The sequence below is a fragment of the Streptomyces sp. NPDC101227 genome, assembly GCF_044767545.1.
Classification (GTDB): Bacteria; Actinomycetota; Actinomycetes; order Streptomycetales; family Streptomycetaceae; genus Streptomyces.
This window is the reverse complement of record NZ_JBIWOD010000003.1, coordinates 463,471-487,004: the sequence shown is the minus strand read 5'-3', so window position 1 is coordinate 487,004 and position 23,534 is coordinate 463,471. Positions and strand designations below refer to the sequence as shown.

The 23,534-nt window shown below is 72.0% G+C and carries 23 protein-coding genes; 13 read left to right on the top strand and 10 right to left on the bottom strand.

What is annotated here, in order from left to right:
- Nucleotides 1-19: 19 nt before the first annotated feature.
- Nucleotides 20-1,036 carry an aldo/keto reductase gene (locus ACIRPT_RS09000; protein ID WP_403824647.1) on the bottom strand — a complete coding sequence of 339 codons (1,017 nt, stop codon included), beginning with the start codon at nt 1,034-1,036 and terminating at the stop codon, nt 20-22.
- Nucleotides 1,037-1,057: 21 nt separating this feature from the next.
- The gene (locus ACIRPT_RS08995) at nt 1,058-1,591 is read right to left on the bottom strand and encodes a MerR family transcriptional regulator (protein WP_403824333.1); all 534 of its coding nucleotides are present in this window, start codon (nt 1,589-1,591) and stop codon (nt 1,058-1,060) included.
- 228 nt (nt 1,592-1,819) lie between these two features.
- Between ACIRPT_RS08995 and ACIRPT_RS08990 the strand changes: the two genes are divergently transcribed.
- A complete protein-coding gene (locus ACIRPT_RS08990) occupies nt 1,820-2,632 on the top strand; it encodes a serine hydrolase domain-containing protein (RefSeq protein WP_403511967.1) in 813 nt (270 codons plus the stop codon).
- A 91-nt stretch (nt 2,633-2,723) separates the two neighbouring features.
- Nucleotides 2,724-3,179, top strand: coding sequence for a VOC family protein (locus ACIRPT_RS08985; protein ID WP_403824331.1), 456 nt, complete (start codon nt 2,724-2,726; stop codon nt 3,177-3,179).
- Here the strand turns inward: ACIRPT_RS08985 and ACIRPT_RS08980 are convergent.
- A complete protein-coding gene (locus ACIRPT_RS08980) occupies nt 3,176-3,853 on the bottom strand; it encodes a pirin family protein (RefSeq protein ID WP_403824328.1) in 678 nt (225 codons plus the stop codon). The genes ACIRPT_RS08985 and ACIRPT_RS08980 overlap by 4 nt on opposite strands.
- Before the next feature lie 58 nt (nt 3,854-3,911).
- Between ACIRPT_RS08980 and ACIRPT_RS08975 the strand changes: the two genes are divergently transcribed.
- From ACIRPT_RS08975 to ACIRPT_RS08955, 5 genes are all read left to right on the top strand, one after another.
- Nucleotides 3,912-5,096 (top strand): PucR family transcriptional regulator, encoded by a 1,185-nt coding sequence (locus ACIRPT_RS08975; protein WP_403511975.1) that lies wholly within the window; start codon nt 3,912-3,914, stop codon nt 5,094-5,096.
- Between the two features lie 89 nt (nt 5,097-5,185).
- On the top strand, nt 5,186-6,142 hold the full coding sequence (locus tag ACIRPT_RS08970) for an ACP S-malonyltransferase (RefSeq protein WP_403824326.1): 957 nt from the start codon (nt 5,186-5,188) through the stop codon (nt 6,140-6,142).
- Nucleotides 6,139-7,185: a ketoacyl-ACP synthase III gene (locus ACIRPT_RS08965; protein ID WP_403511980.1), complete on the top strand. Its 1,047-nt coding sequence runs from the start codon at nt 6,139-6,141 to the stop codon at nt 7,183-7,185. Before ACIRPT_RS08970 ends, ACIRPT_RS08965 begins: the two co-directional genes overlap by 4 nt.
- 131 nt (nt 7,186-7,316) lie before the next feature.
- Nucleotides 7,317-7,565, top strand: coding sequence for an acyl carrier protein (locus tag ACIRPT_RS08960; RefSeq protein WP_403511983.1), 249 nt, complete (start codon nt 7,317-7,319; stop codon nt 7,563-7,565).
- Between the two features lie 77 nt (nt 7,566-7,642).
- Nucleotides 7,643-8,908, top strand: coding sequence for a beta-ketoacyl-[acyl-carrier-protein] synthase family protein (locus ACIRPT_RS08955; protein WP_403824322.1), 1,266 nt, complete (start codon nt 7,643-7,645; stop codon nt 8,906-8,908).
- A 139-nt stretch (nt 8,909-9,047) separates the two neighbouring features.
- Here the strand turns inward: ACIRPT_RS08955 and ACIRPT_RS08950 are convergent, their stop codons facing one another.
- Nucleotides 9,048-9,923 (bottom strand): NAD(P)-dependent oxidoreductase, encoded by an 876-nt coding sequence (locus ACIRPT_RS08950; protein ID WP_403824319.1) that lies wholly within the window; start codon nt 9,921-9,923, stop codon nt 9,048-9,050.
- Nucleotides 9,924-10,045: 122 nt separating this feature from the next.
- Nucleotides 10,046-10,540 carry a DUF3145 domain-containing protein gene (locus ACIRPT_RS08945; RefSeq protein WP_403511990.1) on the bottom strand — a complete coding sequence of 165 codons (495 nt, stop codon included), beginning with the start codon at nt 10,538-10,540 and terminating at the stop codon, nt 10,046-10,048.
- Nucleotides 10,541-10,862: 322 nt separating this feature from the next.
- On the opposite strand from ACIRPT_RS08945, the gene ACIRPT_RS08940 reads away from it, so the two are divergent.
- Both ACIRPT_RS08940 and ACIRPT_RS08935 read left to right on the top strand, forming a co-directional pair.
- Nucleotides 10,863-11,780, top strand: a complete 918-nt coding sequence (locus ACIRPT_RS08940; RefSeq protein WP_403824317.1) for an SGNH/GDSL hydrolase family protein — start codon at nt 10,863-10,865, stop codon at nt 11,778-11,780.
- Between the two features lie 191 nt (nt 11,781-11,971).
- Nucleotides 11,972-12,682: a DUF4097 family beta strand repeat-containing protein gene (locus ACIRPT_RS08935; protein ID WP_403824314.1), complete on the top strand. Its 711-nt coding sequence runs from the start codon at nt 11,972-11,974 to the stop codon at nt 12,680-12,682.
- Nucleotides 12,683-12,770: 88 nt separating this feature from the next.
- Here ACIRPT_RS08935 and ACIRPT_RS08930 read toward each other — a convergent pair whose 3' ends face one another.
- Nucleotides 12,771-15,332, bottom strand: a complete 2,562-nt coding sequence (locus tag ACIRPT_RS08930; protein ID WP_403824311.1) for a glycoside hydrolase family 3 protein — start codon at nt 15,330-15,332, stop codon at nt 12,771-12,773.
- 127 nt (nt 15,333-15,459) lie between these two features.
- On the opposite strand from ACIRPT_RS08930, the gene ACIRPT_RS08925 reads away from it, so the two are divergent.
- Nucleotides 15,460-16,092 (top strand): TetR/AcrR family transcriptional regulator, encoded by a 633-nt coding sequence (locus ACIRPT_RS08925; protein WP_403824308.1) that lies wholly within the window; start codon nt 15,460-15,462, stop codon nt 16,090-16,092.
- On the opposite strand, the gene ACIRPT_RS08920 is transcribed toward ACIRPT_RS08925, so the two are convergent.
- Nucleotides 16,070-16,951 (bottom strand): NAD(P)-dependent oxidoreductase, encoded by an 882-nt coding sequence (locus tag ACIRPT_RS08920; protein WP_403824305.1) that lies wholly within the window; start codon nt 16,949-16,951, stop codon nt 16,070-16,072. The two genes, ACIRPT_RS08925 and ACIRPT_RS08920, sit on opposite strands and share 23 nt — an antisense overlap.
- A 139-nt stretch (nt 16,952-17,090) precedes the next feature.
- On the opposite strand from ACIRPT_RS08920, the gene ACIRPT_RS08915 reads away from it, so the two are divergent.
- Nucleotides 17,091-18,185: a GlxA family transcriptional regulator gene (locus tag ACIRPT_RS08915; protein WP_403824303.1), complete on the top strand. Its 1,095-nt coding sequence runs from the start codon at nt 17,091-17,093 to the stop codon at nt 18,183-18,185.
- Between the two features lie 32 nt (nt 18,186-18,217).
- On the opposite strand, the gene ACIRPT_RS08910 is transcribed toward ACIRPT_RS08915, so the two are convergent.
- Nucleotides 18,218-19,576 carry a benzoate/H(+) symporter BenE family transporter gene (locus ACIRPT_RS08910; RefSeq protein WP_403824300.1) on the bottom strand — a complete coding sequence of 453 codons (1,359 nt, stop codon included), beginning with the start codon at nt 19,574-19,576 and terminating at the stop codon, nt 18,218-18,220.
- 102 nt (nt 19,577-19,678) lie between these two features.
- Between ACIRPT_RS08910 and ACIRPT_RS08905 the strand changes: the two genes are divergently transcribed.
- Nucleotides 19,679-21,049: a nitrilase-related carbon-nitrogen hydrolase gene (locus ACIRPT_RS08905; protein WP_403824297.1), complete on the top strand. Its 1,371-nt coding sequence runs from the start codon at nt 19,679-19,681 to the stop codon at nt 21,047-21,049.
- Between the two features lie 105 nt (nt 21,050-21,154).
- Here the strand turns inward: ACIRPT_RS08905 and ACIRPT_RS08900 are convergent, their stop codons facing one another.
- Nucleotides 21,155-22,000, bottom strand: a complete 846-nt coding sequence (locus ACIRPT_RS08900; RefSeq protein ID WP_403824294.1) for an SDR family oxidoreductase — start codon at nt 21,998-22,000, stop codon at nt 21,155-21,157.
- 149 nt (nt 22,001-22,149) lie between these two features.
- Here ACIRPT_RS08900 and ACIRPT_RS08895 point away from each other — a divergent pair, with 149 nt between their 5' ends.
- Entirely contained in the window at nt 22,150-22,542 is a 393-nt protein-coding gene (locus tag ACIRPT_RS08895; protein WP_403824291.1) for a winged helix-turn-helix transcriptional regulator, read from the top strand.
- A gap of 67 nt (nt 22,543-22,609) precedes the next feature.
- Here the strand turns inward: ACIRPT_RS08895 and rbsK are convergent, their stop codons facing one another.
- Nucleotides 22,610-23,521 carry a ribokinase gene (rbsK, locus tag ACIRPT_RS08890; RefSeq protein WP_403824644.1) on the bottom strand — a complete coding sequence of 304 codons (912 nt, stop codon included), beginning with the start codon at nt 23,519-23,521 and terminating at the stop codon, nt 22,610-22,612.
- Nucleotides 23,522-23,534: the final 13 nt, after the last annotated feature.

Below are 23,534 nucleotides of genomic sequence, written 5' to 3'. Positions count from 1 at the left end.
CGGCGGCCCGGGCCTTGCCCTAGTCCCGCCCGGCCGAGGTGAACGTCATGTCCGCGTAGCGCTCGCCCGCCACCCGTCCCGCGATGGGCTCCAGCAGGGCGAGGTCCTGGTCGGTGAGCCGGATCCGGGTGGCGCCGGCGTTCTCCTCGATCCGGGTGCGCTTGCGGGTGCCGGGGATCGGCACGACTGCCAGGCCGCGCACGGAGGCCTGGTGCTGGAGCCAGGCCAGGGCGATCTGGCCGAGGGTGGCGTCGTGGGCCGCGGCAATCTCGCGGACCGGCTCCAGCAGCGCGGCGTTGGCGGCCGCGTTGTCGCCGGTGAAGCGGGGCTGCTGGCGGCGGAAGTCGCCGGCGGTCAGCTCCTTGTCGGCGTTGACGAAGGAGCCGGTCAGGAAGCCGCGGCCGAGCGGCGAGTACGGGACGAGGCCGACGCCGAGCTCGGCCGCCGCCTGGACGACGCCCTCCTCGATGTCGCGGCTGAACAGGGACCACTCGGACTGGACGGCGGCGATCGGGTGGACGGCCTGGGCGGCGCGCAGTTCGGAGGCGGTCACCTCGCTCAGGCCCAGGTGCTTGACCTTGCCCTCGGCCACCAGCTCGGCCATCGCGCCGACCGTCTCCTCGATGGGGACGTTCACATCGCGGCGGTGCATGTAATAAAGGTCGATCTCGTCGACGCCGAGGCGGCTCAGGCTGCCCTCCACGGACTGGCGGATGTACGGCCGGTCGTTGCGGATGGAGCGCTTGGTGGGGTCGGCCGGGTCGAGGGCTATGGCGAACTTGGTGGCCAGGACGATCTCGTCGCGGTGTGCCTGGACGAAGGGGGCGATGAACTTTTCGTTCTCCCCCATGCCGTACATATCGGCGGTGTCATAGAACGTGATGCCCAGATCCAGGGCGCGGTCCAGGGTGACGCGTGCCTCGTCGGCGTCCGTCGGGCCGTAGGCGGCGCTCATGCCCATGCAGCCGAGGCCCTGGACGCTGACCCGCGGGCCTCCGGTGCCCAGCTCCACAGTGTCGATCTTCGTGCCGGTCATGAAATCCCCAGTCATGAAAGCTCAGAACCTTTCGGACGCCCGGCGGGCGTCGGCATAAATGTCGATCTTGTAGTCGAGGACGGTCAGCGTGCTCTGGAGCTCGGCTATCCGCTGTCGTACGTCCTCGCGGTGCGCGGTCAGCAGCTCTTCGCGTTCGGGGAAGGTGCCGTCGCCTTCCCGTACCAGCTCGGCGTAGCGGACCATGTCGGCGACCGGCATACCGGTCAGCCGCAGCTTGGTCACCAGGTTCAGCCAGTCCAGGTCGCGGTTGGTGAAGCGGCGCTGCCCGGTGTGGGTGCGGTCGACGTGCGGCATCAGGCCTATCCGCTCGTACCAGCGCAGCGTGTGGGCGCTGAGGCCGGTGTGCTCGGCCACCTCGCTGATCGTGTACTGGTCGCGGCCGGCCGGCCGCGGGTGGGTGATCGTCGGCCCGCAGCCGCGCGACGTGGCCGGTCGCACGCCCGGGTGGCGCGCCTCCGTCCGGTCCCGGGCCTGCTCCCACAGATCGGTAGTGGCCGTTTCGTCCGTTATCGGTCCGCTCTGCGTGACCGTCATTGCCCCGTATCCCCATTTCCCCGGTCCGGTGTGGTGGCCCGACCGGCGTTGCGTCGGACGCCGCTGTCGCCGGACTGCCACCGATGACGCATTTCCGCGCCCCGGTCGCCGCCCGCGTCCTTCACCATCCCTAACGCTAGAGACCTTGAGTGCACTCCAGGCAAGTGCCGATCGCGATCAGACTTGACCGGGATTTGGGGGCGCGGGCGCACACCGTAGGCTCGGGGCATGCAGAGCCTGCGGATGACAGAGAACTGGCCGGTGCCCACCGCTGCGGCCGCCGTCGTACGAGCCGACGGCTCGGTGGCCGATTCCTGCGGGCCGCTGGAGCACCGGTTCCCGCTGGCGTCCGTCACCAAGCCGATCGCCGCGTACGCCGCGCTGCTGGCCGTCGAGGAGGGCGCCGTCGAGCTGGACGAGCCGGCCGGGCCCGCGGGGTCGACGGTGCGTCATCTGCTGGCGCACACCTCGGGCCTGGCCTTTGACGAGCAGCGGACGATGGCCGAGCCGGGGAACCGCCGACTGTACTCCAACACCGGGTTCGAGGTGCTGGGCGATCACATCGCCAAGGCCACCGACATCCCCTTCGCCGAGTACGTCCGCGAGGCGGTGCTCGAACCGCTCGGCATGACCGCGTCCGAGCTGGCCGGATCGCCCGCCAAGGACGGCATCTCGACGGTCGGGGATCTGATCCGTTTCGCGGCCGAGCTGCAGCGGCCGCGGCTGCTGGCACCGCAGACGCTGGCCGAGGCGACGTCGGTGGCCTTCCCTGGTCTGAGCGGTGTGCTGCCGGGCTACGGGCACCAGAAGCCCAACGACTGGGGGCTCGGGTTCGAGATCCGGGACGGGAAGTCGCCGCACTGGACCGGCACTTCGTCCTCGCCCCGCACTTTCGGCCACTTCGGGCAGTCCGGGACGTTCTTGTGGGTGGATCCGGACGCGGGCGCCGCCTGCATCGCGCTGAGCGACCGGGCCTTCGGGCCGTGGGCCGTCGAGGCCTGGCCGCTGCTGACCGATGCGGTGCTGGCCGAGCTCCGCTGACGGTACGTGCCCGCGATCGCGTCGATCACCTGCCGACCGATCGCGATACGCCACTATGTGCGGAAACGTCCCATTTAGCCGAGGGCCGCACATGAGCCGTGATGATTTTCCCTACCCAGAGACCGGGCTGCTCCTCACCCACTTCCTGACGGTGGCCGACGTAGCCCGGTCCCGCGCCTTCTACACCGACGTTCTGGGCGGTGAAGTGGTCCTCGCCGAGAACCCCTGCATCGTCAAGCTCGCCAATGGATGGATCATCATGAACCCCGGCGGCGGGCCGACGCCCGACAAGCCGGACGTCACCCTGCATCCGCCCACCGACCCGCACACGGTCAGCAGCTTCCTCAACATCCGCGTCGCCGACATCGCGGAATGCCACCGGCAGTGGAGCGCCAAGGGGGCCGAATTCCTCACCCCTCCCCTCGACCGCAAAGCCGAACTGCGCTGCTATCTGCGAGACCCCGACGGCTACCTCATCGAAGTAGGACAAGCCACCGGCATGCAGCAGGGCGTCTTCGCCGACCCACCCGCCGGCGACAACTCCTAGCCGTACACCGGCGCCGGCTCCGGCCGCATCTCCCAGATCAGGCACTCGGCGGCCGCAAGGCACCTCAGCTCCAGGCCCTCGCCGTCGGTGATCCGCGCCGCGTCCCCGGCCTCCAGCCGGTCGTCGCCGAGCTGCACGCGGCCGCGTACGACATGGACGTACGCCCGCGCGGCATCCGGGACGGCGGTGCGTTCGCCGTCGGCCAGGCGGCGCAGATGCAGCATGGCACCGGCCCGGGGAAGGGCGTAGGGGGTGCCGTCGGCGATGCCGCGGACCACCTCGTACCCGACGTCGCCGCCGAAGGAGAAGGGGGCCAGCCACATCTGGACGAAGCGCAGCGGGGCCGTGCCGTCGTTGCGCTCGATGTGCCGGACCCCGCTCGCGGAGCTGAGCCTCTGAAGGTCGCCGGGCCGTACGGTGGTCTCATGGCCGGCCGAGTCGCGGTGGGTCAGCTCGCCCTCGACGACCCAGGTCACGATCTCCGTGTCGCGGTGCGGATGCTCGTCGAAGCCGGCGCCGGGCGCCAGACGCTCCTCGTTGCAGGCGATCAGCGCGCCGAAACGGAGGTTGTCGGGGTCGAAATGCGGCCCGAAGGAGAACGCGTGGAACGTCTCGATACCGGCACCGGGGTCGCCGCCCCGATACCGTTCGCCGCCTGTACGCACCTCAATCATGGCGCCACCGTAGCCCCGCCGCGTCGGCTCCTCATCCCGATAGGGCAGGCTTGTCCCCGTGTCTGAACCCGCATCGCGCGACGCGCACCCGCACTCCGCGACCCTCCGCCGCCTGGAGAAGTCGTCCGGCAAACTGGCGGCGGCGGCCATCGCCCGTATGGATGCCACGCTGCCGTGGTACCGCGCGATGCCACCGGAAAACCGTTCCTGGATCGGCTTGGTGGCACAGGCCGGTATCGCCGCTTTCACCGAATGGTTCCGGCACCCGGAGACCCCTCAGGCGATCAGCACCGATGTCTTCGGGACGGCGCCGCGCGAGCTGACCCGGGCGATCACGCTGCGGCAGACCGTGGAGATGGTCCGCACGACGATCGAGGTCATGGAGTCCGCGATCGACGAGGTCGCGGCGCCGGGCGACGAGTCCATCCTGCGGGAGGCGCTGCTCGTCTATGCGCGGGAGATCGCCTTCGCCACGGCGCAGGTCTATGCGCAGGCCGCCGAGGCGCGGGGCGCGTGGGATGCCCGGCTGGAGTCGCTGGTCGTGAACGCGGTGCTCTCCGGGGAGGCGGACGAGGGGGCCGTCTCTCGGGCCGCGGCCCTTGGCTGGAATTCGCCGGAGCATGTGTGTGTGGTGCTCGGTACGGCGCCCGACGGGGACAGCGAGCTGACCGTCGAGGCGATCCGGCGGGCCGCGCGGCACGCCAAGCTCCAGGTGCTGACCGGGGTGCTGGGGTCGCGTCTGGTGGTGATCGCGGGCGGTTCGGACAATCCGCTCAAGGCGGCGAAGGCGCTGATCGGGCCGTATGCGGCGGGCCCCGTGGTGGCCGGTCCGGTGGTCTCCGACCTGCTGGCCGCGACCCGTTCCGCGCAGGCCGCGGCCGCCGGGCTACGGGCGTGCGCCGCCTGGCCGGACGCCCCGCGGCCGGTGCTCGCGGATGATCTGCTGCCGGAGCGCGCGATGGCCTCCGACCCGGTCGCGCGGCAGCAGCTGGTGGAGGAGATCTACAGACCGCTGGAAGAGGCGGGGTCGGCGCTGCTGGAGACGCTGAGCGTCTACCTGGAACAGGCGAGCAGCCTGGAGGGCGCGGCGCGGATGTTGTTCGTACACCCCAACACCGTGCGCTATCGGCTGCGACGTGTGACGGACGTCACCGGATGGTCGCCGTCCGATGTGCGCTCGGCGTTCACCCTGCGTATCGCGTTGATTCTGGGGCGCCTGGCTGACGGTGAGACGCAGCTCTAGACTTTTGTCCGACACCAACAATTCCCCCGATGGTTCTTCGTCCCTGTCCCCACGGGCGGGCGGGACCTCCCACAAGAGAGAGTGTGAGGGTGCTCGTACTCGTCGCTCCCGGCCAAGGCGCTCAGACGCCCGGCTTCCTGACCCCCTGGCTCGACCTCCCCGGTGTCGAAGACCGGCTCCGTGAGTGGTCGGCCGCCATCGACCTGGACCTGGTCCACTACGGCACAAAGGCAGACGCGGACGAGATCCGCGACACCGCGGTGGCGCAGCCGCTGCTGGTGGCCTCCGCTCTGGTCTCCGCCCGGCAGCTGTTCGCGACCGGCGAGGACGTCTCCCGCCAGGTCGGCGCCGCGGCCGGACACAGCGTCGGCGAGCTGGCCGCCGCCGCGCTGACCGGTGCCCTCTCCGACGCGACGGCGATGTCGCTGGTGCGCCGGCGCGGGCTGGCGATGGCCGATGCCGCCGCCACGACCGAGACCGGTATGGCGGCCCTCCTGGGCGGCGAAGAGGCCGTCGTCCTGCCGCATCTGGAGCAGCTGGGGCTGACCGCGGCGAACGTGAACGGCGCCGGCCAGATCGTCGCCGCGGGCACCGCCGAGCAGATCGCCGCGCTGGTCGAGAACAAGCCGGAGGGCACCCGTCGGGTCGTGCCGCTGAAGGTGGCCGGTGCGTTCCATACTCACCACATGTCGCCCGCCGTGTCGGCCCTGGAGGCCGCGGTCACCGAGCTTCCGGTCGCCGATCCGCACACCGTCTACGTCTCCAACAAGGACGGGAAGACGGTCGGTTCCGGCCAGGAGCTGGTGCAGCGTCTGGTGGGCCAGGTGGCCAACCCGGTGCGCTGGGACAAGTGCATGGAGACGTTCAAGGAGCTCGGTGTGACCGCGCTCATCGAGGCTGCCCCCGGCGGCACGCTGGTCGGGCTGGCCAAGCGCGCGCTGCCCGGTGTGGCGACCCTCGCGCTCAAGACCCCGGACGACCTCGACGCGGCCCGCACGCTGATCGCCGAGCACGCTTCTCCCGAACAAGGAGCCCCCGAAGCATGACCTCGAAGATCAAGCCCGCCAAGGGTGCCCCGTACGCGCGGATCATGGGCGTCGGCGGTTACCGCCCGACCCGTGTCGTGCCGAACGACGAGATCCTCAAGCACATCGACTCGTCGGACGAGTGGATCCGTTCGCGCTCGGGCATCGCCACCCGCCACTGGGCGGGCCCGGACGAGACCGTCGCGATGATGTCGGTGGAGGCCGCCGGCAAGGCGATCGCCGACGCGGGTGTGACCCCGGAGCAGATCGGTGCCGTGGTCGTCTCGACCGTCTCGCACTTCAAGCAGACCCCGGCGATCGCGACCGAGATCGCGCACCGCATCGGCGCGGGCAAGCCGGCCGCCTTCGACATCTCGGCGGGCTGTGCGGGCTTCGGCTACGGACTGACCCTGGCCAAGGGCATGGTGACCGACGGCTCCGCGGAGTACGTGCTGGTCATCGGCGTCGAGCGGCTCTCGGACCTGACCGATCTGGAGGACCGTGCGACGGCCTTCCTCTTCGGTGACGGCGCGGGCGCGGTGATCGTCGGCCCCGCCAAGGAGCCCGCGATCGGCCCGACCGTGTGGGGTTCGGAGGGCGACAAGTCCGAGACCATCAAGCAGACCCTCGCCTGGGACGCGTACCGGACCACTCCGGTGCCGGGCGGCGACGGGCCCGAGGAGCGCACCGCTCCCGAGGCAATCCGGTACCCCGCCATCACGCAGGAGGGCCAAGCGGTCTTCCGGTGGGCGGTGTTCGAGATGGCGAAGGTCGCCCAGCAGGCGCTGGACGCGGCCGGTGTCAGCCCGGACGACCTGGACGTCTTCATTCCGCACCAGGCCAATATGCGGATCATCGACTCGATGGTGAAGACTCTGAAGCTGCCGGAGAGCGTGACGGTCGCCCGCGATGTGGAGACCACCGGCAACACCTCGGCCGCCTCGATTCCGCTCGCCATGGAGCGGCTGCTGGCGACCGGTCAGGCCAAGAGCGGGGACACCGCGCTGGTCATCGGCTTCGGGGCGGGTCTCGTCTACGCCGCGACGGTCGTTACTCTCCCCTAGGCAAGATCTGCGCAGCACCCCACGAGTCCGTCGGTATCGGTCGCGTACGGGGCGTTGCACGGAGCTTCACCGCTTCACCGTAAATACCGCAGTAAAACCGCACATTCCCCTATGACCGAAGGAGCGCCATCATGGCTGCCACTCAGGAAGAGATCGTCGCCGGTCTCGCCGAGATCGTGAACGAGATCGCCGGGATCCCCGTCGAGGACGTCAAGGTGGACAAGTCCTTCACCGACGACCTGGACGTTGACTCGCTGTCCATGGTCGAGGTCGTCGTCGCCGCCGAAGAGCGCTTCGACGTGAAGATCCCGGACGACGACGTCAAGAACCTCAAGACCGTCGGCGACGCGACCGACTACATCCTCAAGCACCAGAGCTGATCCAGCTCCCGCGCATGTCGCCACCTGGCGGTGGCGCCGTTGATTCAGACCCCCCTACCCGTGGAGTAAGAATTCCCGTGAACGCGACCAATCGCACTGTGGTCGTCACCGGTATCGGCGCAACCACACCGCTGGGTGGCGACAGCGCTTCGACCTGGGAGGCCATGCTCGCCGGCCGCTCCGGTGTGCGCGTCCTCGAACAGGACTGGGCCGCCGACCTGCCGGTCCGTATCGCCGCGTCGGCCGCCGTCGACCCGGGCGAGGTCATCCCCAAGCCGCTGGCCCGCAAGCTGGACCGCTCGGCGCAGTTCGCGCTGATCGCGGCCCGCGAGGCCTGGGCGGACGCCGGTTTCACCGCGCGGGCCGGCGAGGACACCTCCGTCGACCCCGACCGGCTCGGCACCGTCATCGCCTCCGGCATCGGCGGCGTGACGACCCTGCTCGGCCAGTACGACGTGCTCAAGGAGAAGGGCGTCCGCCGCGTCTCCCCGCACACCGTGCCGATGCTGATGCCCAACAGCCCGTCCGCCAACGTCGGCCTGGACGTGAACGCCCGCGCGGGTGTGCACACCCCGGTCAGCGCCTGTGCGTCCGGTTCCGAGGCGATCGGCTACGCCATCGAGATGATCCGTACGGGCCGTGCCGACATCGTCGTCGCGGGCGGTACGGAAGCGGCGATCCACCCGCTGCCGATCGTCGCGTTCGGCAACATGATGGCGATGTCGAAGTCCAACGACGACCCGCAGGGCGCCTCCCGCCCCTATGACGCCGAGCGCAACGGCTTCGTCATGGGTGAGGGTGCCGGCGTGATCGTCCTGGAGTCGGCCGAGCACGCCGCCAAGCGCGGCGCCAAGGTCTACGCCGAGGCCGTCGGCCAGGGCATCTCCGCCGACAGCCACGACATCGTGCAGCCCGAGCCGTCCGGCAACGGCATCGCGCACGCGCTGCAGAACCTCATCGACTCCAATGACCTCGACCCGGCCGAGATCGTGCACATCAACGCGCACGCCACCTCGACCCCGCAGGGCGACCTGGCCGAGCTGAAGGCGCTGCGCAAGGTCTTCGGTGACGACTTCGACCACATGGCGATCTCCGCCACCAAGTCGATGACCGGTCACCTCCTGGGCGGCGCGGGCGGCGTCGAGACGGTGGCCTCGATCCTGGCGCTGTACCACCGGGTGGCCCCGCCGACGATCAACGTCGAGAACCTCGACCCGGACGCGGACGGCGACATCGTCCAGAACGAGGCCCGCAAGCTGCCGGCCGAGGGCCGGATCGCCGCGCTCAACGACTCGTTCGGCTTCGGCGGCCACAACGTGGTGCTCGCCTTCCGCACGGTCTGAGGCACCTGCTTCCGTACGGTTCGCAGCACGCGCTGAGGGCCCGCCCGGTGTATGTACCGGGCGGGCCCTTTCGTATGCCCTCTTCGTGCGCGCGTCCTCGGCAGGCTGCACGCTGCCGCTTCGTGCGCCGCCGCTCGGCTCAGTCGTCGAAGCTCGCGAAGTACGCGGCCGCGCCGTCCTTTTCGCCGTGGCCCAGCTCCTGGGCCCGGCGCAGCCGCTCGGCGACCGCCGCGGCCATGTCCATCCGTACGCCCGCCTCCTCGGCCGCCTCCGCGATCAGCCGGGCGTCCTTGCGCGCCGCGGAGACCGTGAAGCTCGCCGGGTAGTCGTCGGCCAGGATCAGCTGCGCCTTCATCCCCAGATACGGCGGGTCCAGCGGCCCCCCGGCGACCGCGGCCAGGAAGTCGCGCGGGTCCACGTCGAGCCCCTTGGCGAGCGCGAGCGCCTCACCCGCGCCGCCGATCAGGGTCAGCACCCAGCTGTTGACCACGATCTTGAGGCGGCTGGCGGCGCCGCCAGTGGCGTCGTCGCCGACCCACTGGGTGCCGCGCCCGACGATGCCGAAGATTTCCTCGGCCCGCTCCTGTACGTCGCGCGGTCCGGCCGCCAGGATCGTCAACTCGCCCTTCTCGGCGGGCGCTTTGGTGCCCAGGACCGGGGCGTCCACCAGGAGCAGACGGTGCTGTCGGGCGAAGTCCGCCAGTGGCGCGAACGCTTCGGTGCCCACGGTGCTCATCTGGAGCCAGAGGGCCCCGGCCGTCAGCTTCGGGGCGGCCTGGCGCAGCGCGTCGAGGACGGCGGGGCCGTCGAGGAGCATCGTGAGGATCACCTCGGCGCCGTCGACGGCCTGCGCCGGGGTGTCGGTGACGTGGACGCCGTCGGCGGCCAGGGGCTCGGCCCTGGCGCGGGTGCGGTTCCAGGCGCGGACGTCCAGCCCGGCGCGGGCGAGGTTGCGGGCCATCGCGGTGCCCATGATTCCGGTGCCGAGCACCGCTACTGAGGTCTTGTCAGCCATGCCGGGAACGCTACGGCTTGGAGTGCGCTCCAGAGCAAGATCGACGGCAACACGGCGGCCCGGCGGCCGTGCGCGCGCTCCTCAGACGACCTGGTGGAGGCAGCGCACGGGCGCCTTGCTCCTCAGACGACCTGGTGGAGCCAGCGCACCGGGGCGCCCTCGCCCGCGTACCGGAACGGCTCCAGTTCGTCGTCCCAGGGCTTGCCGAGCAGCTTGGAGACCTCGGCGGCGAGCTCGGTCTCGCCGCGCGCGGAGCGGGCGACCGCGGCGCGCAGCCGGTCCTCGGGGATGAGGATGTCGCCGTGCATTCCCGTGACGGCGTGGAAGATACCCAGGTCGGGGGTGGAGCTGTAGCGCTCGCCCTCGGCGGTGGCGCAGGGTTCGGCGGTCACCTCGAAGCGCAGCAGATGCCAGCCGCGCAGCGCGGAGGCCAGCTTGGAGGCCGTGCCGACTTCGCCCTGCCAGGAGAACTCGGCTCTCCATGTGCCCGGGGACGCCGGCTGACGGATCCAGTCGAGATTGACGCGCACGCCGAGGACGCCCGCCACGGCCCATTCGACGTGCGGGCACAGCGCGCGAGGAGCGGAGTGGACGTACAGAACTCCACGTGTCGTCACCGGGACCTCCAGTGCGGTTCGAGGTTCGCCTTCCCCAGCGGCCTCGTGCCCGTTCCGGTTGCGGCCGGGACAGCTGACATTCTGCCCCAGTGATCACTTCGGCACCAGCATGCGAGGTGACCTACAGTAAACACCATTAGCCGTAATTTGCCGCAAATGGGACAGGAAATGACGTGATGTAATTTATCTGTGCCGACTGCACATGCCACTTTGCGTCACCGCCCGGCAGGCACGGGGCAAAGCTATCGCGCGGTACCGGTAGAGGAGTGACGTACCGTCGGTACCCGAAGAGATATCACTCGCACGCCGGAGGGGACAGGGGATGACGCAGATCGATCGGCCCTTTCGCTCTCGGCGTCGCCGGTCCCCGGGCCCCGCTTCCCGCGCCGCGGCCGTCGCCGCCGCCCTGGTGATCGGGCTCGCCGGATGCAGCGAGGGTTCCGGCACACCGCACCACAGCCCCGGCACCAAGCGCCCGGCCGCCAAGGCGGGACCCGTATGGCGCACCGCCCCGGGGTCCATCGCGGCGCTCGGCGACTCCATCACCGTCGGCTTCGACGCCTGTACGGTCCTCTCCGACTGCCCGGAAGTCTCCTGGGCGACCGGCACCAACCCCAAAGTTGACAGCCTCGCCCGGCGGCTGGTGAAGAACCCCGCCACGCACAGCTGGAACTACGCCAGGACCGGCGCCCTGATGAGCGAGCTGCCCGACCAGATCGCCGCGGCCGCCGTCCACAAACCCGAGCTGGTCACGGTCCTGATCGGCGCCAACGACGCCTGCCGCAGCGACGTACGGGCGATGACCCGGGTCAAGGCCTTCCGCGCCGGCTTCGAGCGGTCGATGAAGACCCTGCGGCGCACCCTGCCGCACACCCAGGTGTATGTCGCCGCGGTGCCGGACCTGCTACGGCTGTGGTCGGAGGGGCGCAAGAACCAGCTCGGCAAGCAGGTGTGGAAGCTGGGGATCTGCGGGTCGATGCTGCGCGATCCGGACGATCTGACATGGCGGGCGGAGCGGCGGCGCGAGAAGGTGCGGCACCGCGTGATGGCCTACAACCGGGCGCTGGCGCAGGTGTGCCGCAAGGACGCGCTGTGCCGGTTCGACGGGGCGGTATTCGACTACCGCTTCACGGGGCGTCAGCTGAGCACCTGGGACTGGTTCCACCCGGGCCTGCGCGGGCAGCAGGAGCTGGCGGAACTGGCGTTCCGGACCATCACGCGGGAGAACTCCCGTACGTGAGCGGACGTCGGCATGCCTCGCCCCGGCCGCACCCGTAGGGGTTGCGGACCTCGTGCGGACGATATGACGACCGGAATCCCCTAGGGGGCGCGGCGATGTCGAGTCATCCCGGATGGTGACGCAGGCGGGTGGGCGGGACGGGACCATGAGTCGTGAAAGGTTCCGTTGACCGCTTTGGGGGAATTCTCGTCATGGCCCAGCTCCGCGCTTATCGTCTGGTCCTGTTCGGTGCCGTGGTGGCCGTGGGCGGATCGCTGACCAGCTGCTCGCTGGCCTTCGGCCCCACGGAGAAGGCGCAGCGTACGTACGCGGTGGACGGCAAGGTCACGGCGCTGTCGGCGACCACCCACGGCGGGGACATCGAGATCGTGCCGATAGCGGCCGGCGGGACGGTCAAGGTGACCGAGAAGTACGAGTACAACGACGAGAAGCCGAGCCCCTCGCATGCGGTCAAGGACGGCCGGCTCACGCTGAAGGCCGAGGAGTGCACGGGCTCCGGGCGGCAGTGCGTGGTGTCCTACCGGGTGCTCCTGCCGCGTAACGCCTCGGTCGATCTGCACACCAGCGGCGGGAACGTCACGGTACGCGGCACCTCCGGCACCATTTCCGCGCACACCAGCGGCGGGGACATCACCGTCGCCGACTCCACCGCGCGCAAGGCCACCGTGGAGACCAGCGGGGGGACCGTGGAGGTCACCCTGGCCACCGTGCCTGACGAGGTGTCGGCGAAGACCAGCGGTGGGGACGTCACCGTCCGCGTGCCGAAGGGTTCGTACGCGGTGGACGCCTCGACCAGCGGCGGTACGCGCACGGTCTCGGTCCCCACGGACGGCGGCTCCGCGCACAAAATATCGGCGAAGACCAGCGGCGGGGATGTGTCGGTGGAACGCGCGTCCTCCTGAGGCGCCACCGCCTGGGGCACGCCATCCGGTGGTGGCGTGCCCCGGCGGGCGCGGGCGGGCCGGGTCGCCGGCGGCGGTGGGTTCCCTGTCAGACAGCGGTGACCTCCGCGGTCAGCCGGCGGTCGGTGAGGCTGTGCGCGGCCTCGACGGTGTAATCGCCGCGGACGCGGTGCCAGCCTCCGGCCTCCTCGCTCCAGATCTCGAACGCACGGCCGGGCAGGGGGATCTCGACCTCCGCGCTTTCGCCGGGCCCGGCCTTGACGGTGGCGAATCCGGCGAGCCAGCGGGCCGGACGCTCGACGGAATCGGGAGCGGCAGCCGAATCGGGAGGGGTGGCGGCGTCGGGGGCGGGGTGATGGTCTGCGGTGTTCTTGGGTGCCAGATAGATCTGGACGACCTCGCGGCCGGTGCGCTGCCCCGTATTGCGGAGCCGGACGCGTACCGAGTCCGGGGTGGTGTCCAGCGACTCGTACTCCCAGTCGGTGTAGCCGAGGCCGTGCCCGAAGGCGTACGCGGGGGACGGGGCGGCGCGCCGCTGCCAGGCCCGGTGCCCGATGAACACGCCCTCGGAGTAGGAGAGCCGTCCGTCGTCCGGGGTGACGTCGGTGACGGGTGCGTCCTCGAGGCGGGCCGGCCAGGTGGTGGGGAGGCGGCCGCCGGGTTCGTGTGTGCCGAGGAGGACGTCGGCGAGTGCGGCGCCGGCCTCCTGGCCGGGGAACCACGTCAGGAGTACGGCCGGGACCTGCTCGCGCCAGGGGAGTTCCACCGGGGAGCCGGAGTTGACGACCACGACGGTGTACGGGTTGGCGGCGGCGACCCGGGCGACCAGCTCGTCCTGGCGGCCGGGGAGCCTGAGGTCCGTACGGTCGAAGCCCTCGGATTCGACCTCGTCCGTCGTCGCGACGACAACGACGGCGACATCGGCGGCGGCCGCCGCGCGGACCGCCTCCTCCAGCGCGGCATCCGGGTCGGGCTGTGGTGGCCGGTGCCCGAGGGTGAAGTTCAGGGCGGCCAGGTCCTCGCCGAGGCCGGCGCTGCGGGGGACGTGCCACAGGGTCACCGTGGCCCGCTCGCCCGCCGTCAGCGGTACGGCGATCCGCCGCTCCTGGGGGTTCAGGAAGTCCTCGAAGGGGTCGCCGCCGGCGGGCGCACAGTGCTCGTCGAAGACGACCGCGTCGTCGACCGTCAGGCGCAGGTCGCCGGTGCCGGAGACGGCGAGGGTGTGGCTGCCGGTCGTCTGCGGGGTGAAGCTGCCGGTCAGCTCGACGGCGTGGAGGTTGTGCGGGGTGACGCCGTCGGGGAAGCTGCCGATCGCATGCACCATACCGTCGAACTGCGGCGTATCGGCGAGGAGTTGACCGTCCGCGGCGAGATAGCGGGCGCGCAGCGTGAAGCCCTCGCGGGCCGACGGGATCCGGGTGTGGGGTTCGGCGCCGGGCGCGAAGGTGATCTCGACACCGTCGGGCAGCGCGGCGCGCAGGCCCGCCAGCGGGGAGACGATCTCCTCGGGGAAGACGGTGGCGGAGCCGCCGCCGAGGACGCGGGCGTCGCGGGCGGCCGCCCCGATGACGGCGACCGTGCGGAGCGCGGCGGCATCGAGGGGCAGCGCGGGCCGCACCCGGGCGGCCGCTCCGTCCGGCTGCGGCCCGTCCGCGGTTCCGCCCACCGGCTCGTTGCGCAGCAGCACGAAGGCGCGGCGGGCGATCTCGTGAGCCAGCGCCCGGCCGTCGATCCGCTCCGGGATCGCGTCCGGGCCGACGGCGGCCGGTACTCCCGCCAGGCATCCGGTACGGGCGGCCAGCCGCAGCACCCGGCGTACGGCGTCGTCCACCTCCGCCTCGGTCACCTCGCCCGCGCGGACGGCGTCGGCGAGGCGTGCGCCGTAGACCGTACGGGGCCCCGGCATCGCCACGTCCAGGCCGCCGCGCAGGGCGCGCACCGTGTGGCGGGCCGCGGTCCAGTCGGAGACGTTGAAGCCGTCGAAGCCCCATTCGCCGCGCAGGACGCCTTGTACGAGGGCGCGGTGTTCGGTCATGGTCGAGCCGTTGACCTGGTTGTAGGCCGTCATGATGCCCCAGGGGTGGGCGTTTTTGACGATGTGCTCGAAGGGCGCGAGGTAGAGCTCGCGCAGCGGGCGGGCGGCGATGCGGTTGTCGACCGTGTAGCGCGCGGTCTCGGCGTCGTTGCCGACGAAGTGCTTGACGGTCGTGCCGACGCCGCCCTCCTGGACGCCCCGCACATATCCGGCGCCGATCGCGCCGGTGAGCAGCGGGTCTTCCGAGTAGCACTCGAAGTGGCGGCCCCCCAGGGGCGAGCGGTGCAGATTGACGGTCGGCGCGAGGAGGACGTGGACGCCTTTGCGGCGGGCCTCCTGGGCGAGGAGGCGGCCGGCCCGGCGGGCCAGTTGGGGGTCCCAGGTGGCGGCCAGCGCGGTGGGGCTGGGCAGGGCGACGGAGGGGTCCTCGGCGCTCCAGTGGCGGCCCCGTACGCCGATCGGCCCGTCCGACATCACCAGCGACTTCAGGCCGATCCCCGGCACGGCGGGCAGCGTCCACATGTCCTGGCCTGACAGCAGCCGGGCCTTGGTGTCGAGGTCGAGCGCGGCCAGCGCCTCCTCCACTGCCGCGGTGTGGTCGAACGGGTCGGTCATGCGGCGCTCCCTGGGTGGACGTAAGGACCCTTGGCCGAATCCTTACCCCTTCGCCGTGCGGACGGTAGGTGAAGTCATCGTTCCGTTACTTTTCTGTGGGGGTGATCTCGGGGGATACCCTCTGCCGGTGACTGCACGAGACCAGGGCGCGCGGCGGAGCGGCGGGCGACAGGCGCAGCGCGCGGAGCGGCGCGAGGCGATCCTGGAGGCCGCCATGGAGCTCATCTCCGAGCGCGGCTACCGCCGCACCTCGCTCGCGGCCGTGGCCGAGCGCGCCGGGCTCACCCAGCAGGGGCTGCTGCATCACTTCCCCACCAAGGAACTCCTGCTGGTAGCCGTCCTGGAGGCGCGCGACCGCTGGGACCTGACCTCCTCGGCCGCGGCGGCCGCCGGCAACTGGCGCACCGGCGCCCTCGCCCAGCTCGTCGACTACAACGCCACCCGCCCCGGCATCGTCCAGACCTACACGGTCCTCTCCGCCGACAGCGTCACCGAGGAGCACCCGGCGCGCGCCTTCTTCGAGTCCCGGTTCCGCACCGTACGGGAGTCGATGGCGGCCGCGCTGCGCGCCGAGTTCGGGGAGACGCTGCCCGGCGGTCTGACGCCGGAGCGGGCGGCGCCGTTGCTGGTCGCCGTGATGGACGGGCTGCAGCTGCAGTGGCTGCTGGACCCGGACGAGGTGGACATGCCGGCGGCGTTCCGGGATTTTGTGGCGTTGCTCCAGGCGCCGGCACCCCCTACCGGGCCTGTGGACTCCTGAGGACCTCGATCACGCTCGCATAACTGTCGCGGCCGTGGCCCGCCTTCGCGGCGCGTTCCATGACGGACTTGAGGAGGTCCGGCAGGGCGTTGTCGATGCCGCGGGCCGCGGCGGCGTGGCGGAGGTGGTCGATCGCGGCGATCTGCACATCGACCGTGGCGTCGTCGCCCGGGTAGCGGCCGGCGTCCACCTGGGGTGCGTAGGTGGTGAAGAATCCGGCCACGGCGGTGAGCCAGCGGACCGCGATCCGGGTGAAGTCCGTGGCGGTGGCGTCTTCGGCGGTCACCAGGGCGGTGCCGTGCAGCCAGCCGGTCAGCGCGGACCACATCAGGCCGAGCAGGCCCGCGTCGTACAGGGAGGCCAGTCCCGGGTCGGCACCCATGTGCAGGGGGTCACCGAGGGCGGTCAGCGCCGGGCGGTGGTCGGCAACGACGTCCGGCGAGCCGCTGTAGAGGAACATCATCTCGGCGCTGCCGACGCCCGGCGGGGTGGTCATGATCGCGCCGTCCAGGTAGCGGGCGCCGTGCGCGGCCGCCCACTCGGCGGCCCGCCGGGCCTGCTCCGGGCTACCGGAGGTGAGGTTGACCAGTGTTCTGCCCGTGAGTTCGGCGGCCGCCGGGTCCAGGATCGTGTGCACGGCCTCGTAGTCGAGTACGCAGACGATGACGAGCGAGCCGGCCGCCAGCGCTTCGGCGGGGGTGGCGGCGAGCCGTGCGCCGCGCGCGGTGAGCGGGGCGGCCTTCTCGGGCGAGCGGTTCCACACCGTCGTCGGATGACCCCGGTCGAGCAGCGCGGCGGCCAGCGCCGAGCCCATCGAGCCCAGCCCGATGACGGTCACGGCCTCGCGTTCGGAATGCATGCATAACTCCTTTGACGTCCCGCCGAATTGCGGTTGATCGCGTAGGGATCACGTTCGCAGCGCCCGCCGCGGCGGGACAGTGACAGCGGTGCCGGGTGCCGCCAAATTCGTGCCACGGGGTCTGGCTTACGCTCGGCGTATGAATGCCGGATCCGTTGCCGTGGTCGTGCCCGAGGACATCGGGGTGCCGTCCTGGGACCTGTACGAACTGAGCATCCCGTGCACGGTGTTCGGCAAGCCGCAGCCCGACCTTGCCGACCCCTGGTACGAGCTGCGGCTGTGCCGGAGCGGGGCGCCGGACGGCCAACAGGACGCGGAGCGGGACGGCTTCGGGCTCGCGGTGCGCACGCCCTACGGCCTCGATGACCTCGCCGACGCGGACACGGTCATCGTCACGTCGGTGCCGGACGCCTGTGTCGAGGACGGCGTGCCGGTGCCGCCGGAGCTGGCGAAGGCGCTGCGCCGCGCCCATGAGGCGGGCGCCCGGATGGTGTCGCTGTGCACGGGCGCGTTCGCGCTGGCCGAGGCCGGGGTGCTGGACGGCCGCCGGGCCACCGCGCACTGGATGCACACCGCCCAGCTCGCCGAGCGCTACCCGAAGGTGCGGGTGGACGACTCGGTGCTCTACGTGGACGACGGCGATGTGCTCACCAGCGCCGGGCTGACCGCCGGGCTGGACCTGTGTCTGCATCTGGTGCGCCGCGACCTCGGCGCGCAGGTGGCCAATCAGCTGGCCCGCCGGATGGTGGTGCCCGCGCACCGGCCGGGCGGCCAGGCCCAGTTCATCGATTTCGCGGTGCCGTCCTCGGACGACGGCGGTCTGGGCCCCGTACTGGCCTGGGCGCTGGACCGGCTCGACCGGCCGCTGACGGTCCGGGATCTGGCCCGGCGGGCGGGGATGAGCCCGCGGACCTTCTACCGGCGGCTCCAGGCAGCCACCGGCACCACCCCGGTGCAGTGGCTGCTCCACCAGCGCATCGGCCGGGCGCAGGCCCTGCTGGAGTCCACCGGTCTGCCCCTCGAGCGGATCGGCGAACTGTGCGGGCTGGGCACGGGGAACAATTTCCGCCACCACTTCCGCAAGCGGGTCGGGGTGTCGCCGGCCGCGTACCGACGGGCGTTTCCCGGGACGCGGGCGGGGGCCATCGACGGGAGCCCGCGGACGACGGCGACGGCAGCGACGACGGCGGACGGAAACCCGCGGACGGAACGGGGCCGGAGCCCGGCCGGGTGAGCGGCCGGGGCGGGCGCCGCCGGAAGCCGGTGTCAGGCGGCGTCGGCCCTGCCCTTGCGCCACCCCCGCAGGGCGAGATGCGCGGCGACGCCGAAGACCAGTCCCCAGAAGGCCGAGCCGATGCCGAAGAGGCTGACGCCGGAGGCGGTGGCCAGGAAGGTGATCAGGGCGGCCTCGCGGTCCTTCTCCTCCTTCACGGCGCCGGTCAGGCCGCCGGCCAGGGCACCGAACAGCGCGACGCCGGCCAGCGCGGCCACCAACTCCTTGGGCAGGCCCGCGAAGAGGGCGACCAGGGTCGATCCGAAGGCGCCGATGAGGAGGTAGAACGCTCCGGAGGCGACGCCCGCCACATAGCGGCGTCCGGGGTCGCGGTGGGCTTCGGGGCCGGTGCAGATGGCGGCGGTGATGGCCGCGAGGTTGATCGCGTGGGAGCCGAACGGGGCGAGCGCGGTGGAGACCAGGCCGGTCGAGCCGATCAGCAGGCGGTCTTCGGGGCGGTAGCCGGAGGCGGTGAGTACGGCGATGCCGGGGGCGTTCTGGGAGGCGAGGGTCGCCAGGGTGAGCGGGACCGCGATGCCGATGAGGGAGGCGACGGAGAAGGCCGGGGTGGTGAAGTGCGGGCGGGCCAGCTCGATGTGGTCCAGGTGGACATGGAGGCGTGCGGTGGCGGCGGCGCAGGCCACGCCCGCGACCAGGGCCAGGAGCACGGCGTAGCGGGGCAGCCACCGCTTGCCCAGGAGGTAGGCCAGCAGCACGGCCCCGGCGATCAGCGGTGCGGTCCGGAGCGAGGCGAACACGCCCGTACCGAAGGAGAACAGGATGCCCGCGAGCATGGCGGAGACCACCGCCGGGGGTATCTGCCGCATCAGCCACCCGAAGACCCCGGTCAGCCCGACCAGCGTGATGACCACGCCGGTGACGAGGAACGCCCCGACGGCCTCCGGGTAGGAGTAGGCCCCCAGGCTGGTGACCAGCAGGGCGGCGCCCGGTGTCGACCAGGCGGTGATGACCGGCATCCGGGTCCGCAGGCTGAGGAGCAGGCAGGTCAGGCCGCTGCCGAGGGAGATCGCCCAGATCCATGAGGTGGTCCGGGCCGCGTCCAGGTGTCCGGCCGACGCGGCGGCGAGCACGATGACGAGGGGGCCGGAGTAGGAGACGACGACGGCGACGAATCCGGCCAGCACGGCGGAGAGGGAGAGGTCGCGCCAGAGGCGGGGACGGGAGGTGGCGGGGGCGGCGGTCGCCGTATTCTGCGCGCCGGTGGGGTTGTTGTCGGCGCGGGCCGGTGTGCCGGTGGCGGTGCCGGTCCCCGTCCCGCCGCCTGTGTCGGTGCCGGTGTCTGAGGCAGTCCCGGCGCCTGTGCCGGAGCCGGTGCCTGTGTCGGAGCTCAACGGAATTCCCCCGTACGGGTGATCGACTTGTGGTCGGCTCCAGTATCTGGATCCCCGCCGCTTCGGGGCACAGATCCCGTAAATCCGGGGCATCATGGCCGAATGATCATTGCCGCCGCACAGTTCGCGTCCGTACCGGGTGACATAGGTGCCAATGCCGCGCAGATGGCCGCGCTCATCACCGAGGCCGCCGGGCGCGGCGCCGGGCTGGTGGTCTTCGCCGAACTGGCGCTGACGCACTACGACCTGGCGGCGATAGCCGGCGATCCCGAGGCGATGGCGGTCACGCACGACGACGCCCGGCTGGCGCCCGTGCGGGAGGCCTGCCGGGCGTCGGGGGTGGCGGCCGTGGTGAACGCGCCGGGACGGGGTGCCGACGGATCCCCGCCCACCATCGCCTCGTTCGTCTACGGGCCCGACGGTGCGCTGCTCACCCGCTATGACAAGCGGCATCTGTTCGGGGCGGAGAAGGAGGTCTTCTCCCCGGGCACGGAGGACGGCCGCTTCTGGCTGGGCGGGGTGCGCTTCGCGCTGGCCACCTGTAACGACAACAATTTTCCCGAGGTTGCGGCGCGGGCCGTGGCGGACAACTGCCGGGTGTATCTGGCCAGTTCGTTCCACGGTACGGCGGAGCGGGTGGACCGGTACGCGGATCTGGCGCGGGAGACCGGGCTGCTGGTGCTGCTCGCCAACGGCGTGGGGGTCGGCAGCCCCGGTCCGGCCTGCGGGCGCAGCGGCACGTGGCTGCCCAGCGGTGAGCGGGTGGCGACGGCCGCGCCCGATGGCCCGTCGGAGCTGGTGCTGACCGATGCCCGCGAGGGGATCGTGCTGATGGCCGATCCGGCGATCGCCGCGGTCCCGGTGCGGGAGTGCGGCGAGGCCCTGGTGGACGTGCGGACCGCGGCGCCCGCGCTCCTGGTGGCCGACGGACGGTACGACGAGCGGGGCGCCTTCGCCCGTCTGCGCGAGGGCGTGGTGCGGCGGCTGCTGGCGGCGCAGGAGGCCCTGCCGGACGGGCTGCGGCTGGAGATCGTCGAGGGCTACCGGCCGCCGGGGCTCCAGCGCCGCTATTTCGAGGAGTACGCGGACGAACTGCGCGCCGTCCACCCCGGCTGGGACGCGGCGCGCACTCATCGGGCGGCCAGCCGGTATGTGTCCCCGCCGGAGATCGCGCCGCACAGCGCGGGCGGCGCGGTGGACCTGACCCTCGTCACGGCGGACGGCGGATATGTCGACATGGGGACACCGATCAATGCCTCCCCGGAGGAGAGCGGCGATGCCTGCTACACCGGCGCCCCGGACCTGACGCCCGCCGCCCGCGTCAACCGGCGGGTGCTGGGCGCCGCGCTGTCCGGTGCGGGCCTGGTCAACTATCCGACCGAGTGGTGGCACTGGTCCTACGGCGACCGCTACTGGGCGCTGACGACCGGTGCGGAGCACGCCCTGTACGGCCCCAGGGAGCCGGGCCGGTGAGGGAACCGGCGGCGGCCACCGGGCGAGCCGGGCGGCCTCCCTTGCTGCCGGTGCCCCTTGCGGCGGGCCGACAGGGTCGCACGGGGGCGACGGGCGCGGCGCCGACTACCGGAAGGCGCCGACGTGCCGCTCGATCCAGTCGGCGAAGGTGCGCGGCGCGCGGCCGAGGACCCGCTCGACGTCGGGGCTGACGGCCCGTTCGGCGGCGGTGGGCTCGCCGAGGATGTCGAGGGTGGTCTCGACCACGGGCGCGGGCATGAACTCCCGCATCTGCGCGCGGGCCTCGTCGCGGGTCTGCTCGATGAACCGGACGCTCTCGCCGAGCGCGTCGCCGATCGCCGCCGCCCGCTGCCGCGGTGTGCTGAGGGCGGGGCCGGTCAGCATGTAGGCCTGCCCGGCGTGACCGTCCTCGCGCAGGGCCGCGGCGGCGACATCGGCGATGTCGGCGGGGTCGATGCCGGGCAGGCCGATGTCACCGAACGGCGCGGCGACTGCCCGCCGTTCACGGACCGGCGCCGCCCAGGCGTATGCGTTGGAGTGGAAGCCGGCGGGACGCAGGATCGTCCAGTCCAGGCCCGACTGCCGCACGGCGTCCTCCAGGGACCGTCCCACCTCCCCGTGGGAGGACGACTGCGGCCGGGTGACGACGCCCTGGGAGGACAGCAGCACGATCCGCGTCACTCCGCCGGCCTTCGCGACGTCGAGGATGCCCCGGGCGCTGAACGGGTGCGCGCTGCCGCCGCCGTCGTGCAGGAACAGCGCGTCGGCGCCGTAGAGAACGGACCGAAGGCTCTCCGGTGCGGTCAGGTCCGCCCGCCGGTGCATGACGCCCTCCGGCACGTCCGCGTCCGAGATCCCCCGGGACACCGCCGTCACCCGCTCACCGGCTGCCGCGAGCGCCTGGACCAGCGGCCGGCCGACGTTTCCGGTCGGTCCCGTCACTACGATCATGAACAACTCCCGTGTCAGGTCATCGTGTTGCTCCTGCCCGAGCGGGCAGAACATCGCGGGGCGCGGTGGCCTCTTCCACGACGCGGTGACGCTAACACCGTCGATATAGTAGGTACCTATAGGAAAGTGACTATGCCGAAGGGGTCCCTATGACCGGCAAGGCAACCCGGACCGCACCCTCGTCGACCGACCCCGAACAGGCCTGTCCCATAGGCCCGGTGGTGGACATCGTCTTCAGCCGGTGGACCACACCCATCCTGTGGACCCTCCACGCGCACGGCCGGCAGCGGTTCGGGGAGCTGGAACGACGGATCACCAGGATCACCCCGAAGGTGCTGACCCAGCGACTGCGGCAACTGGAGCGCGACGGCCTGGTCGTGCGCACCTACCACCCGGAGGTCCCGCCCCGGGTCGAGTACGAGATCAGCGAGCTCGGCCGCAGCCTCGCCCCGCTGTTCGCGCATCTCACGGAGTGGGCCACCGCCCACCTCGGCGAAGTCGAGCGGGCCCGGCACGACTACGACCGCGAGCCGGCCCGCTAGCGCGCCGCCGCGGCGGCGGGCGCCCGCCCCCCGGCCGTGGTCACGCCGCCGTCCCCGCCCCGCCGTCTCACGCCCCGGTGAATGCCTCCAGTTCCGCCTGCGTCGGGTAGGACGGCTGGGCGCCCGGCTTGGTGACCGCGGCGGCGCCGACGCGCACCGCGAAGCGGGCCGCGTCGGGGAGGGCGTCGCCGCGGGCCAGCCGGGTGGCGAGGGCGCCGGTGAAGGCGTCGCCGGCACCGGTGGTGTCCACGGCCTTGACCCGTACACCCGGGACCTCGCTCATCCCGGAGGCGTCCAGCACCAGCGCCCCCTCGCCCCCGAGGGTGATCACCACCGAGCGGGCGCCCTTCGCGTGCAGCGCCTGCGCCCACTCCCCCGGCTTGCCGTCGGTGAGCCCCGACAGCTGACGGGCCTCGTGTTCGTTGACGACCAACGGGTCGGCGACGGCGAGGAGTTCGGGGGCCAGGGCCGCCTCGGGTGCCGGGGAGGGGTTGAGCACGACGCGGGTGCCGGCGTCCTCGGCGGCCGAGGCGGCGGCGCGTACCGACTCCATCGGGATCTCCAGCTGGAGGGAGACCACCGAGGAGTCGGCGATGACCTGCGTCGCCGCGGCCACATCGGCCGGGGTGAGGGCGGCGTTGGCGCCCGGCGAGACGACGATGCTGTTGTCGCCGTCCGGGCTGACGATGATCATCGCCGTGCCGGTGCGGGCGGCCTCGTCCACGATGACCGGTGCGACATCGGTGCCCGCCTCGCGCTGCGCGCTCAGCAGCAGTTCGCCGAACGCATCGCCGCCGACCCGTGCCAGCAGGGCGGTGCGCCCGCCGAGCCGGGCCGCGGCGGCCGCCTGGTTGGCTCCCTTGCCGCCGGCCGATTCGACCAGGTCCGTGCCGAGCACGGTCTCGCCCGCACCGGGCCGCCGCTCCACCCGCACCGTCAGATCCGCGTTGGCCGAGCCGACCACCAGGACGTCGTACATGCGCCGCTCTCCC